Here is a 13,575-nt window from a genome sequence, read left to right as displayed (position 1 = left end):
TCGTCCCTCAGGGGTGAACCCTCAGAGGGCAGGACCTGCTCGTCCACCTTCAGGAGGTGGGGAAAGCCCCCCTCCTACAACCTGAGGCGGACAACGCTTCGGGACCTGCGGCCGATCCGCAGGAGTAGGGGTCGATCCTAGCGTGGAGCCATGACCACACCCGTCTGCACCAGCGCTTCGAACGCCGCGACGCGGACCCTTCCGTACGCGCCCTACCCGTCGTTCGCGTCGTACGTGAAGGCTCGCCAGCCGGTGCTGCTGCGTACCGCCCGGTCGTTGACCGCGAACCCGTGCGATGCCGAGGACCTGTTGCAGACCGCGCTCACCAAGACATACGTCGCGTGGGAGCGGATCGAGGACCACCGGGCGCTCGACGGTTACGTACGGCGGGCGCTGCTGAACACGCGGACATCGCAGTGGCGCAAGCGCAAGGTCGACGAGTTCGCGTGCGAGGACCTGCCGGAGCCGGAGGGGGCGCCCGTCGGGGACCCCGCCGAGGAGCAGGCCCTGCACGACGCGATGTGGCGGGCGATCATGAAGCTGCCGGCGCGGCAGCGGGCGATGGTCGTCCTGCGGTACTACGAGGACCTGAGCGAGGTGCAGACGGCGGAGGTGCTCGGTGTCTCCGTCGGGACGGTGAAGTCGGCGGTGTCGCGTGCGCTGAGCAAGCTGCGCGAGGACCCCGAGTTGGAGCCCGTCCGGTAGAGACCGCTCCCAGGACGGTGTGACCGACGCCACTGGTCATCCGCCGACATCAGCTCCGCCCCGCCCCCTAGCTCCCCGCCCCCTGACCTCTCGCCTCTCGGCCCCCGCCTCCCGCCTCCTCGGCCTCCCAGCTCCCCAGCTTCCAGGCTCCCGGCCTCTCGCCTTCACGCCCCCCGAAGGACCGCCGCGAGCTGATCGATCATCCCGGCTACTAGTGACATACCGCGCGGTATGTGCGCAGAATCAGCCCAACCCTTGCCACCGCGTAGGCAATGTCGCCCCCGGGAGGAACGCCGTGCTGAGCACGATGCAGGACGTACCGCTGCTGATTTCGAGGATCCTGACCCACGGATCGGCGATCCACGGAACGTCACAGGTGATCACCTGGACCGGCGAGGGAGAGCCGCAGCGCCGTTCCTATGCCGAGGTCGGCGCCCGAGCCGCACAGCTCGCGCACGCCCTGAGTGACCTCGGAGTGGAGGAGGGGCATCCGGCGGGGACGCTGATGTGGAACAACGCCGAGCATGTGGAGGCGTACTTCGCGATCCCCTCCATGGGCGCGGTCCTGCACACCCTCAACCTCCGGCTCCCCGCGGAGCAGCTCGTCTACATCGTCAACCACGCCGCCGACCGCGTGATCATCGCCAACGGCTCGCTGCTTCCGCTGCTCGCGCCGCTCCTCCCCCATCTGCCGACGGTCGAGCACGTCGTGGTCTCGGGTCCCGGTGACCGTTCGCTGCTCGACGGGGCGACGGCGCGGGTGCACGAGTACGAGGAGCTGATCGCGGGCAGGCCGACCACCTACGACTGGCCCGAGCTGGACGAGCGCATGGCCGCGGCCATGTGCTACACCTCCGGCACGACGGGCGACCCCAAGGGCGTCGTCTACTCGCACCGTTCCATCTACCTGCACTCCATGCAGGTCAACATGGCCCAGTCGATGGGTCTCACCGACCGGGACACCACCCTCGTCGTCGTCCCGCAGTTCCACGTCAACGCCTGGGGTCTGCCGCACGCGACCTTCATGACCGGCATCAACCTGCTGATGCCGGACCGTTTCCTCCAGCCCGCGCCGCTCGCCGAGATGATCGAGAGCGAGAGGCCGACGCATGCCGCGGCCGTCCCCACCATCTGGCAGGGCCTGCTCGGCGAACTGACCGCGAAGCCACGCGACGTCTCCTCCCTCACCCAGGTCACCATCGGCGGATCTGCCTGTCCGCCCTCGCTCATGGAGGCCTTCGACAAGCTGGGCATGCGTGTCTGCCACGCCTGGGGCATGACGGAGACGTCCCCGCTGGGCACGATTGCCCGAGCGCCGGCCCATGTCGTCGGTACGGACGAGGAGTTCGCGTACCGGCTGACACAGGGCCGTTTCCCCGCCGGTGTCGAGGCGCGCCTCACCGGCCCGGGCGGCGAACGGCTCCCCTGGGACAACGAGTCCGCCGGCGAACTGGAGGTCCGCGGCCCCTGGATCGCGGGCGCGTACTACGGCGGTCCGGACGCCGAACCCCAGCGCCCCGCCGACAAGTTCAGCGAGGACGGCTGGCTCAAGACCGGAGACGTCGGCACGATCAGTCCTGACGGTTTCCTGACGCTCACCGACCGAGCCAAGGACGTCATCAAGTCGGGCGGCGAGTGGATCTCGTCGGTCGACCTGGAGAACGCCCTGATGTCCCACCCGGACGTCGCCGAGGCCGCGGTCGTCGCCGTCCCCGACGACAAGTGGGGTGAGCGTCCCCTCGCCACCGTCGTCCTCCGGGAAGGAACCACCGCCGACTTCAACACCCTCCGCGCCTTCCTCGCCGACGAAGGGAAGATCGCCAAGTGGCAGCTCCCCGAACGCTGGACGATCATCGAGTCGGTCCCGAAGACGAGCGTCGGCAAGTTCGACAAGAAGGTGCTGCGCAGGCAGTACGCCGCGGGCGAGCTGGACGTCACGCAGATCTAGCAGTTCCTGGAGGAGACTTGGGGCGTTGTTTCACGTGAAACAACGCCCCAAGTCTTATATGTGCGAAGTCAGTTCGGACCCCGATGCCTGCCCTGCGCGGGTCAGTGATGCCTGCCCTGCGCGGCTCAGTGACGCCGGCCCTGCCTGGATCGGTGACGCTGGCCCGGCGCGGGTCGGTCAGTTCGTGCCGATGCGCGCCAGCAGGTCCACGATCCGCTCCTGCACCTCGGCGCTCGTTGAGCGTTCCGCCAGGAACAGGACCGACTCCCCCGAGGCCAGCCGTGGAAGTTCGGCCGGGTCGACGGAGGCGGTGTAGACGACGAGCGGTGTGCGGTTCAACTGCCCGTTCGCGCGCAGCCAGTCGACGATCCCGGCCTGGCGCCGGCGTACCTGCATCAGGTCCATCACCACCAGGTTCGGCCGCATCTGAGAGGCCAGCGTCACCGCGTCCGCGTCGGTCGACGCCCGCGCGACCTGCATCCCGCGTCGCTCCAGCGTCGACGTCAGCGCGAGCGAGATCTCCGCGTGCTCCTCGATGAGCAGCACGCGCGGCGGGTGCTGCTCGGAGTCCCGGGGAGCCAGGGCCTTCAGGAGTACGGCGGGATCGGCGCCGTACGCCGCCTCGCGCGTCGCCTGCCCGAGTCCCGCCGTCACCAGGACGGGCACCTCGGCGGCGACAGCGGCCTGGCGCAGAGACTGGAGTGCCGTGCGCGTGATCGGCCCGGTCAGCGGGTCGACGAAGAGCGCGGCAGGGAAGGCGGCGATCTGCGCGTTGACCTCCTCGCGCGAGTGCACGATCACGGGCCGGTAGCCGCGGTCGCTCAGCGCCTGCTGGGTCGTCACGTCGGGTGCGGGCCACACGAGCAGGCGCCGCGGGTTGTCCAGCGGCTCCGGCGGCAACTCGTCGTCCAGGGGCTGCAGACGTGGCCGGTCGGCGACCTCGACGGCACCACCGGGACCGTCGAGCGGCTCGGGGCCCTCGTCGGCGTTCTCGTCCGGGGCTCCTATGGCGTACGACCGTCCGGCGCCCTCGGTGGCTCCGGCCGACCGCGCCCCGGGGGCGTGCCCGCCCTGCGGGTGCGGACGGGCTGCCGTCTCCGGGCGCTCGGCGGCAGGCTCGGGGGGTGTGCCGAGCTTGCGACGACGCCCGCCGTTGCCGTTGGCCTGGTGCGGGGGAGGCGTCGGGGACTGGGGCTGCGGCTGGGCCTGTGGCGCTTGTGCTTGTGGGGCCGACGGCTGGTTCGGGGCGGGCTGGCGGCCGAACGGCACACCCTGGCCGAGTGCCCGGACACTGATCGCGCGGCCCTGCGTCGAGTTGGGGTCGACAGGGGCCGGGGTCTCGGCGGGCAGTGGCTGAGCGACGCGCGGTTGGGCGGAGGGGGTGGGAGGCGCGGCTTGAGCGGGTGTTCCGGGCTGTGCCGGGGAGCCGGCGCCTGAGGCGTCGTGGGCGCTCGCGTTCGGCCAGGGCTGGGAAGTTGGTGTGACGCCCGCGGGAGGCTCGGCGTTCCCGGGCCACGGTGCCGGCGTGGCGGAGGGCTGCGCGGGAACGGGCCGCCCGGTGGCGGCCGCCACCGGAACTCCCTGCGGCGGAACTCCCTGCGCCGGAACCCCTTGCGCCGGAACTCCTTGTACAGGTGTCCCCGCCGCCCCTTGCTGCGCCGCGGCACGTGCCGCACGCCGCCGTCCCGTAGGGCTGGAAACGGGGTGCGGCTGAGGCGGAGTGTGATCGTCGGCGGGGTCGTGCTGCATCGCGTCATGGCGGCCGTCGTCGGTCCGGCCCTGAGGAGCGCCGACAGCGCCGACAGCGTCGGCCTGCTGGAGGCGCTGCCGCTGGGCCTGCTGCTGAGCTTCGACGTACTCCGGCGACCGGTCCGCGTCCGCGGGCGGCAGCGCGAACACCGTGCGGGCGCCCGCTTCCTGCGTGGCGGCACGCTCGGCCGAGGCGGCCAGCGCGCGCCGACGCCGCCCGGGCGCCCCCTCCACAGCCGCACCGTCGGCGGCGCCCTGCGCACCGGCCGCGCTCGGAGCCGCGGGCAACGCCGGCGGCAGCGCGTGCTGTTCGCCGCCCTGACGTGCGCGCCGTCCGGAAGGCACGGCCACGCCCTGCGCGGACACGGGTACGCCCTGCGGAGGCACCGTCCCGCCCAGCCCCGTACCCGTCGCCGCGGTCCCCGCCCCATGCTCGCCCGCCATGACGACCGCGCCTTCGGAGGCACCCCCCGCAGGGCCCCCGGCCACATCGCCGGCCGAGTTCTCGACGGGGCTCGGTCGTCCACGCCGCCGCCCCGTACCGCCGGAGGTCCCACCATCGCCGGAGCTCTCGATGCCGGCCCCCTGCGCGGGAACGGACACCGCGGCGGCCGACCCGGCCGCCTGCTCCTCCGCCATACGCCGCCGCCGACGCCCGGTGGGAGCGGTCGAGCCGCCGTCAGTGGCAGGGTCGGTGCCGGAGTCCGGGTCGGACTCCCCCGCCACCTCGCTCTCCAGGAAGGCGTCCACGGAGGACCGCCGCGCCCGCCGCCTGCCACCAGCCTGCTGGGAGGCCTGCTCGGGAAGGGCGATCTCGGAGCCGACCCCGGAGCCGGTCTCGACGGCGGCCGGAACCGCCCCGGCCCCACCGCCGATCGGCACCTCCAGCACGAACGAACTGCCGCTCATCCCCGGCACCTCGTGCGTCTGCAGCACGCCACCGTGCGCACGCACCGTCCCGCGCACGATCGGCCCGTGCACCGGGTCTCCCCCGGCGTACGGCCCGCGCACCTCGATGCGTACGACCTCACCACGCTGCGCCGCCGCCACGACGACGGTGTTGTCCATGTAGCCGCCCGCGGACACGGGCGCGTTGCCGGTGGCGTCGACTCCGGCGACGTCCGCGATGAGATGCGCGAGGGCGTTCGCCAGCCGCTGCGGATCGACCTCGGCCTCGATGGGCGGCGCGTGTACGGCGAACTGCACGCGTCCTGGCCCGATCAGTTCGACGGCGCCTTCGACACCGGCCGCGACGACCGCGTCGAGCATGACGTTCGTACGGGAGATCTGCTCGGCCCCGGAGTCGAGTCGCTGGTAGCCGAGCACGTTGTCGACCAGGGTCGTGATCCGCGAATAGCCGGCGGCGAGGTGGTGGAGCACCTGGTTGGCCTCGGGCCACAGCTGCCCGGCGTCGTCCGCGGCGAGCTTGGACAGTTCACCGCGCAGCTGGTCCAGGGGACCGCGCAGGGACAGCGAGAGGACGGCGAGCAGCTGCTCGTGCCGGGCGTCGAGGGCCTCGTACCGGTCCTTCTCGCGCTCCCCGAGCGACGCGTACCGCTCGTCGCCCGCGGCCAGTTCCTCCTCGTGCTGCTCGCGCAGTTCGGCCAGCTCGGCGGCATGCTGCTCGCGCAGCTCGGCGAGTTCCCTGTCGTGGTCCTCGGCGGCTCGCGCGAGCTCCTGCTCGTGGCGCTCCTCGGCCTTGTCCTTCTCCTCGGCGAGGTTGTCGTACGGCCGCCGGTCGGTGAACGTCATCACGGCGCCCACGAGCTGGTCCCCGTCGCGGACGGGCGCGGTCGTGAGGTCGACCGACACCTTGTCCCCGGACTTGGACCACAGCACCTGCCCGCGCACCCGGTGCTTTCGCCCGGAGCGCAGGGTGTCGGCGAGCGGCGACTCGTCGTACGAGAAGGGCTCGCCGTCGGCGCGCGAGTGGAGGATGAGGGCGTGTAGGGCCTGCCCACCCAGATCACTGGCCCGGTATCCGAGTATCTGAGCGGCCGCCGGATTGACGAGAACAACCCGGCCGTCCGTGTCCGTTCCCACGACACCCTCGGCCGCGGCGCGCAGGATCATCTCGGTCTGCCGTTGCGAACGCGCGAGTTCGGCCTCGGTGTCGACGGCGCCCGACAGATCCCGTACGACCAGCATGAGCAGCTCGTCGTTGGCGGGGCTGTAGTTGTCGTAGGCCTGCTGGCCGTTCTCGAGATTCGCACTGGTGACTTCGACAGGGAACTCGCTGCCGTCGGTACGCCGCGCGATCATCCGGGTCGGTTTGGTCCGCCCGCTCGGGTCGATCGACTCGGGCCGCCGCATGCTGCCGGGGATGAGCCGTGAGTCGAACGAGGGCAGCAGATCGAGCAGTCCGCGCCCCACCAGAGCGGTACCCGGGGCCTCGAAGGCCTCCAGGGCGATGGTGTTCGCGTTGACGACGGTCCCATTGGCGTTGACCAGCACCAACGCATCGGGCAGCGCGTCCAATATGGCTGCGAGGCGAGCAGCGCCTCGGGATGGCCTGCTGCTCACGAGACGCTTCCTCCCTGTTACCGCACCTTGCCGTCCGCGGGTGCCATCTTGCCAATCGTCCCGCAGCGTGTCACGCGAGGGAGTCTACGGGCAGAGGTTGCGCTCGCGACGCCGGATGAGAGGGAGGTCGCACGTAGAACTGACGTAGAAACCACGCAGAAGCGACGCAGAAGCCGTGATCGTACATTTCGCCCCCTTCGCCCCCCTGTGGGGCCGTGACGCGTTGGGGAATCCGCAGTGCCCTCACTCTGTCCCCACCGTGCCCTGTCCCTGTCCTGGCTCTGCCCCGGCTATGAGCGAAGGTCGGGAAGGAGAGGCGTGAGTGCGTTCCACCGCGAGATCTGGCACCCGTCGCCGCGGTCGAACCTGGCGTCGACGGGCCGCCCCGCCCAGGTGCCGGTGACATGCGCGGTGGCCGGACCGCCGTACTGCATCGTGCACATGGCCTCCGGCGACACCGGGGCGAACGGATCCTTGCCCCAGCGAGCCCCCCGGTCGAGCGCACCGCACGCCCCGCTCACGTCGGGGTGACTGCCACCGTCGGGATGACACTGCAGCTCGTACGTCCCGTCCGCATCGCTCCCCGTGTCGTGGACGGTCACCGTCAGCCGGTCCCGGGAGTCCTCGTCGCGGGCGGGCGGGGGCAGCAGGGCCGGCTTCGGGGCGGTGGCCGAGGCCGGGCCCGCGGAGGGGCTGAGGAGCATCGGTTCGACGTGCGCGATGACCGGCCCGAGGGACTTGAGGGAGTCGGCGGAGGTGAGGGAGTCGGCGGGCAGTGCGGTGGCCGACCCGGCGGGTACGGCGGACAGCGCGGCGGCGGACGCGGCCACAGTGAGAACGAGACGACGCAACATGACCTGACTAACGCCACGCACCGCGCACAGTTGCGCGGAGTTCCGGTCACTCGCGCGCCGAGCCGGTTCTCGCCCCTCCCTTCCCCTCACTCACCCCCTCACTCCGCTGTCCGCGTCCCCGGCCCCTGCCGTGCATCCCGTCTGCCGCTTCGCCCGCTCCCACCACATTTGGACTTTGCTCTGCGGCCCGCCTGCCTAGTACCGTGGGAGGCGATTGGTGACAGCCCACTCGGCTGTGTCATCATCTGCACGCACCACTCGCGCTCGCGTGGGCGGTTGTGCGGGAGGCGTCGCCTAGTCCGGTCTATGGCGCCGCACTGCTAATGCGGTTTGGGACTTCAATCCCATCGAGGGTTCAAATCCCTCCGCCTCCGCACCAAGATCCGAAGCCCCGGCCCATCTGGTCCGGGGCTTCGGTGTAACCCCAGGCCAGAGCATGTCTGCGCAGCTCACAAGGGGTGCGGCAAACGGATTTCACATGGCGACGGCAGTCATGTAATGTTCTTCCTGTCGCCGCGAGCGGGCCCGAAAGCCCAGGAAACGGGACAAAAACAAAACAAGCACTCGTAGCTTAACGGATAGAGCATCTGACTACGGATCAGAAGGTTGCAGGTTCGAATCCTGCCGAGTGCACAGCAGACCAGGGGCCCCGTGGAGTAATCCACGGGGCCCCTGGCTTTTGCCTTGATGGCGGGGTTCGACGGCAGTCACTTCAAGGGTGGATTCGGGGGTCAGTGGTCATGGCGCGGTGGCTCTGATGCGCCGGGCCGGGCCCTCGGTGGGATCTCGGATCATGCAACCGCCGTGGTCGTCTGAGGCGATGGGTACGGTCGGGTTGTGGATGACGTGGGCGCGCACCACGACCGCACCAGATCCAGCAATGAGCGCAGCTTCCCGAGCTGAGGTCTCGGCAAGAGTCTCCTGTCTGGGCTGCTCCGTGGAAGTTCGTTGAGGGGTGTTGATCAAGTGGCCCTGACCTCGCGGTATGCCTCCGTGTCGGCGGTCGTCGGGCCTGTGGGGCGTCCGAACACCCGCCCCCGGGGCCTTCCGTAGGCTCCTGGCATGTCTTACGGGGTGGATGCGCGGGAACTGTACGAGGCCCTGGCGTGTGACGAGGGGGTGGAGCCGTACGAGACGATCGTCGTGCCGTGGCTTGACCGGGCCCGGGACGGCTACCGCGGCCGGCTGGCCACGGCGGCTGAAGACGGCGCATGGCGGGCCGAGAAGGAAACGGAGCCGAACGGCCGGGAACTCGTGTGGGAGCTCTACGCCCTGCACCGGGTCAGCGACCGGCTGTTGCTCACCTTCCAGCCTCCCTCCGGCGAGCCCGGCTCCCCGGACCCGCGGCCTCTGCTCTCGGAGCGCGAGTACCTCGACGTGTTCACCTCGCTCGGCATGACGCCGTTCGAGGACGGCGACGCGTTCGACCCGTTCCTCCACGAGATAGTCGAGGTCGAACAGGCCGACGACCCGCACGCGCCGATCGAGATCACGGAGGTCCGCTGGCCCGGCCTGATGCTGGGCCGGCTGCTGTTCAACCGGGCCGGTGTGCGGATCCGCGCCGGCGTCGAGCACGCGCAGCGCGGCGTCGCGGACCGCTCGCCGCTGTACTGGACCTTCCGGCGCCGCCACCGGCCAACGGTCGACCTGTCCCAGGGCTGGGGCAGCAATTCCCAGTGGCGCACCGACTTCCGCCTCGACTACCGGAGCCCGGCCGGCGATCGGCTCAACGTGGCGGGGAACCGCCCGATCGACGGCAGCGGCGACCTGCACCCCGACCACCCGAAGAATCTCAGCCCCGAGGAGCGGCTCCTGACGCCCGGCGACCGGCGCGAGCTGTTGCGCCACCGCTGCCTCCTGCGCACGCCCGGGGCCGCCGACGCACTGGCCGGATCGCCCGGCTGGGAGCGGGACCTGATGCCCTTCGACTGGCGGCTTCCACACTCCGAGACCTGACCCCGGGGGCGGCCGGGGCTTTCTCTGGAGAGCCGTCGGGTACTCCGCTGAGCAGGATGTTGTCCGCGTAGCCGGGTTGCCGGCCAGGTGGAGCGCGAAACCTCAGGTGTGCAGTACGCCGGTGAAGCGTGAAGCGCGGGCGCCACGGTCGGAGGCTGTGCTCGCTGAGCAATTCGGCTGCGACGTAAGCGGATCCGGCACGGCAGCGGACCGGGATGGCGTCCACCTGCGGCCACCGCTCGCGGACGTGGTGGCTCAGGCGCTGGCGCAGATGGTGCCGCATCGACTCCGAGGGTCTTCGGCACGGGGGCCGTCCTGCCGGGTGCTGCACCGGCCCACCAACGAAACAGGTGGATAGCGTGTCGGGTTTTCAAGCGGTGTCGGCCCAGATGGCAATCCACTCCTCGGCCACCGCCCGGAGTTCAGGGGTGGGCTTGCGTGAAGGCGGCGGTCGGTAGTGGGGTCAGGGTTTCCTCCCAGGCGATACAGATGCCGAGCTCCTGTTCCAGGAAGCGGAGGAAGGCGATGTCAGGTAGTTCGTCGGCTGTGTAGGTGAAGCCGGGTATCTCGGCTTCCGGCGTGGCGTGGTCGTGGCCCGACGCTCGCGGTTCGTAGTAGGCCACCACCTCGCCTGCACGGGCGTAGCCGACCTGCTGCATGCCCGCGCCGCTGCGGAACACGGTGTAGGCCCGTGTGCCGCGTGACAACGGCACCAGGTAGTTCGTGGCGCGGCTCGAGAAGCTCTCGATGGCGTAGGCCCAACCAGGGACGGCGCCGGCCCGGACGATCACCTGTGGGTGCGACAGAAACCCGGCCTCCTCCAGCCGTGCCACGAGGTCCTCGTCCTCCCGGTCCAGGAACTCCAGATCGCTCAGGTGGCCGTCCTCCGGCCGGCAGTGCAGCTCGGCGACCGCGTGGTCGGTCAGTTCGTGGATGTGCGAGGGCTCCGCACCCATCCGCACCAGCAGTTCCTGCGGCGTGATTCCCTCACACAGCGTGAAGGTGTAGCCGACGTCATACGCGTCCGCTATCCATCGCAGTCCGTTCTCCATCTCGTGCCCCTCCCTCGGTTGGCCACATCGGTCGCAAGGTAGCCCGGCCCGGCACGTCCGTTGCTGTGTGGGGGAGGGAGAAACCCGACCGCTTTCGGGCCTGCGTTGTCAGTGGTGGCCTCTACGCTTTTGGTGATGGCACAGGCGTGGAGATGTACGGGGCTGGGGTGGGCCGGGGGTGTCCCCGTGCTCGGGTGGGACGGGGGGCGGAGGAGTGCGTTGACCTGGGGGAAGCAGGTTGCGTTCGGCGTGGTGGACGGGGGCGTGCGGAGGTGTGTGGGGGCGCGGGGGAACGCGTGTCCGGTGAGGGCCGCGGTGCCCGGGCGGAGTGTCGGAGCCCGGTGCGAGGAGTGCGGGCGGCTGGAGCGGGCCCACTCCGTCGCCGCGGACACCATCGCGGACGATCATCGGCCCTACTCCGTCTATCTGGCCTGGTTCGGGCCCGGGATGGTCAAGGTCGGGATCACCGCCGTCGAGCGCGGCTCGGCTCGGCTCCTGGAGCAGGGAGCCGTTGCCTTCAGCTGGCTGGGGCGGGGGCCGTTGATGGCCGCCCGGCGGAGCGAGGAGCTGCTGCGTACGGTCCTCGGCGTACCGGACCGGATTCCCTACGACGCCAAACGGGCCGTCCGCAGTGCGCTGCCGGACACGGAGGCCCGGGCGGCGGAGATCCGTGAGCTGCACGCGCGGGCGCTGGGACTCGGCGGGTGGCCGGAGTCCTTGGAGCGGATGCCGTTCGAGGCGGTCGATCACGCCGGTGCCTTCGGGTTCGGCGGGTTGCCACCGGCCTGGGGTGTCGTCAGCGAGCTGGTCGCGGGGGGCGTGGTGAGGGGGGAGCTGGTCGCCGCTGCCGGGCCCGATCTGCATCTGGCCACCGAGCGCGGGGTCGTCGTCCTCGACACACGGCTGATGGCCGGGTGGGATCTGACCACCGCGCCTGCGGTGCCTGCCGTGCCCGGCGCGGACGCCGCACCCGGCGCGGACGCCGTGCCCGGCGCGGACGCCGCACCCGGCGTGCCCGCCGCACCCGTGGCCCCCGCCGCCCCCGCGGCGAACGCCCCCGCCACCCCCACCGCCACCGCCCCCGGAATCACCGTCCCCATACGAGAGTTGACGAATCCGAACGACGCCGTCGTCCAGGACGGGCTCTTTTGAAGGGGCGGAATGGTCAAGACCTCGATCCCTTTTGGACCCCGTTCGGAAAGGCGCTGGACGTCGGGGAGCGCAGGGCCCGAGAGTGGCTGACATGAGCGATCACCTCATTGCACCTGTCGCCGCCCATGAACCCCCGTACTACGCCGTCGTATTCACGTCCCTGCGGACCGAAGATGACAACGGGTACGGCGAGACCGCCGAGCGCATGGGAGAGCTGGTCAAGGAGGTTCCCGGGTTCCTCGGGGAGGACTCCGCACAGACGCCCGGCGGGCTCGCGATCACCGTCGCCTACTTCCGGGACGAGGCCGCCATCGAGGAGTGGCGGAACCATCTGGAGCACCGGGCGGCGAAGACGTACGGGCGCGAGCACTGGTACGAGCGCTACAGCATCCACATCGCCAAGGTCGAGCACAGCCACGGGTTCGTGCGGGAACGGAAGCAGGCGTGGGAGCAGGAGCAGGAGTCGGAGTGGGAGCAGGAGTGGGCGTGAACGAGAGGGATGGCCGGCATGACTCGGACGGCGTACGGCAGTTCTGGACGCGGCTCGGGCTCCCCGGGCTCGTCGACATCCATACCCACTTCATGCCCGAGCGCGTTCTGCGCAAGGTGTGGGCCTACTTCGACGGGCTCGGGCCGCTGACCGGCGGTGTGGAGTGGCCGATTACCTATCGCGGGGACGAGGACGAACGACTCGCGGTGATCCGGGAGTTCGGGGTGCGGGCCTTCACGGCCCTGCTGTACCCGCACCGCCCGGGCATGGCCCAGTGGCTCAACGGCTGGGCCGCCGACTTCGCCCGGCGGACCCCGGACGTCCTGCACACCGCGACGCTGTTTCCCGAGCCGGGCGTCGAGACGTATGTGCGTGAGGCCGTCGAGGCGGGGGCGCGGGTCTTCAAGGCGCACGTGCAGGTGGGGGCGTACGACCCGGGTGACCCGCTCCTGGACCCCGTCTGGGGACTGCTCGCCGAGGCCGGGATCCCGGTCGTGACGCACTGCGGATCCGGGCCGGCGCCGGGCAAGCACACCGGGCCAGGACCGGTGGCCGGGGTGCTGGCCCGGCATCCCCGGCTGCGGCTGGTCGTCGCACATCTCGGGATGCCCGAGTACGAGGACTTCCTCGGGCTCGCGGAGCGGTACGAGGAGGTGCGGCTGGACACGACGATGGCGTTCACCGACTTCAGCGACGGTTTCTCGCAGTTCCCGGTCGAGGCGCTGCCCCGGCTCGCCGACCTGGGCGACCGGGTCCTCCTCGGCACCGATTTCCCGAACATCCCGCACCCGTACGTCCATCAGCTGCACGTACTGGAGCGGCTCGGCCTCGGTGACGACTGGCTGCGGGCCGTTTGCTACGAGAACGGGGCACGACTGTTCGGGATCACGGACCCCACCGTCACAGGTCCCACCGGGATCACAGGTCCCACCGGGATCAAAGGTCCCGCCGGGACCACGGGTCCCACCGTGAACCCCCACTCCTTCGGGGTCGGGCCGTCACAGTGATCCCGCCCCCTGAGGGGTCAGGGCGTCACAGTGATCCCGCCCCTCCCTGCCGGATCACGCGCTCACCATGATCCCGAACTCCTGCGGGGCCGACCCGTCACCGTGAGTGCTGAGTGCCTCCCAGGTGTTCCCTGAGAGG

At 70.8% G+C, this 13,575-nt stretch carries 9 protein-coding genes and 2 tRNA genes; 8 read left to right on the top strand and 3 right to left on the bottom strand.

The genetic code is table 11. The features are described 5' to 3' along the window. Window positions 1-150: 150 nt before the first annotated feature. The gene (locus ACIPC1_RS13450) at window positions 151-705 is read left to right on the top strand and encodes a SigE family RNA polymerase sigma factor (protein WP_402516396.1); all 555 of its coding nucleotides are present in this window, start codon (window positions 151-153) and stop codon (window positions 703-705) included. 295 nt (window positions 706-1,000) lie between these two features. Continuing rightward, complete coding sequence (locus ACIPC1_RS13445; RefSeq protein WP_402516393.1) at window positions 1,001-2,653, top strand: long-chain fatty acid--CoA ligase; 1,653 nt, start codon at window positions 1,001-1,003, stop codon at window positions 2,651-2,653. 177 nt (window positions 2,654-2,830) lie between these two features. Here ACIPC1_RS13445 and ACIPC1_RS13440 read toward each other — a convergent pair whose 3' ends face one another. Together ACIPC1_RS13440 and ACIPC1_RS13435 are read right to left on the bottom strand one after the other, a co-directional pair. Next, window positions 2,831-6,925: a PAS domain-containing protein gene (locus ACIPC1_RS13440; protein ID WP_402516390.1), complete on the bottom strand. Its 4,095-nt coding sequence runs from the start codon at window positions 6,923-6,925 to the stop codon at window positions 2,831-2,833. Window positions 6,926-7,215: 290 nt separating this feature from the next. Beyond that, entirely contained in the window at window positions 7,216-7,779 is a 564-nt protein-coding gene (locus tag ACIPC1_RS13435) for an SSI family serine proteinase inhibitor (protein ID WP_402516387.1), read from the bottom strand. 283 nt (window positions 7,780-8,062) lie between these two features. On the opposite strand from ACIPC1_RS13435, the gene ACIPC1_RS13430 reads away from it, so the two are divergent. From ACIPC1_RS13430 to ACIPC1_RS13420, 3 genes are all read left to right on the top strand, one after another. Next, a tRNA-Ser gene (locus tag ACIPC1_RS13430) sits at window positions 8,063-8,153 on the top strand. Between the two features lie 186 nt (window positions 8,154-8,339). Then, window positions 8,340-8,412: transfer RNA gene (locus ACIPC1_RS13425), tRNA-Arg, on the top strand. A gap of 429 nt (window positions 8,413-8,841) precedes the next feature. Next, a complete protein-coding gene (locus tag ACIPC1_RS13420) occupies window positions 8,842-9,735 on the top strand; it encodes a hypothetical protein (RefSeq protein WP_402516384.1) in 894 nt (297 codons plus the stop codon). Between the two features lie 422 nt (window positions 9,736-10,157). Here ACIPC1_RS13420 and ACIPC1_RS13415 read toward each other — a convergent pair whose 3' ends face one another. Then, window positions 10,158-10,787: a DUF6461 domain-containing protein gene (locus tag ACIPC1_RS13415; RefSeq protein WP_402516381.1), complete on the bottom strand. Its 630-nt coding sequence runs from the start codon at window positions 10,785-10,787 to the stop codon at window positions 10,158-10,160. 135 nt (window positions 10,788-10,922) lie between these two features. Between ACIPC1_RS13415 and ACIPC1_RS13410 the strand changes: the two genes are divergently transcribed. From ACIPC1_RS13410 to ACIPC1_RS13400, 3 genes are all read left to right on the top strand, one after another. Further along, window positions 10,923-11,939 carry a DUF2797 domain-containing protein gene (locus ACIPC1_RS13410; RefSeq protein ID WP_402516379.1) on the top strand — a complete coding sequence of 339 codons (1,017 nt, stop codon included), beginning with the start codon at window positions 10,923-10,925 and terminating at the stop codon, window positions 11,937-11,939. 91 nt (window positions 11,940-12,030) lie between these two features. Then, entirely contained in the window at window positions 12,031-12,429 is a 399-nt protein-coding gene (locus ACIPC1_RS13405) for an antibiotic biosynthesis monooxygenase family protein (RefSeq protein ID WP_402516377.1), read from the top strand. Continuing rightward, window positions 12,426-13,436, top strand: a complete 1,011-nt coding sequence (locus ACIPC1_RS13400) for an amidohydrolase family protein (protein WP_402516375.1) — start codon at window positions 12,426-12,428, stop codon at window positions 13,434-13,436. Before ACIPC1_RS13405 ends, ACIPC1_RS13400 begins: the two co-directional genes overlap by 4 nt. Window positions 13,437-13,575: the final 139 nt, after the last annotated feature.

Origin of the sequence: Streptomyces sp. NPDC087263 (assembly GCF_044744645.1) — a bacterium.
Lineage (GTDB): Bacteria > Actinomycetota > Actinomycetes > Streptomycetales > Streptomycetaceae > Streptomyces.
This window is presented reverse-complemented; position numbering and strand designations above follow the sequence as displayed.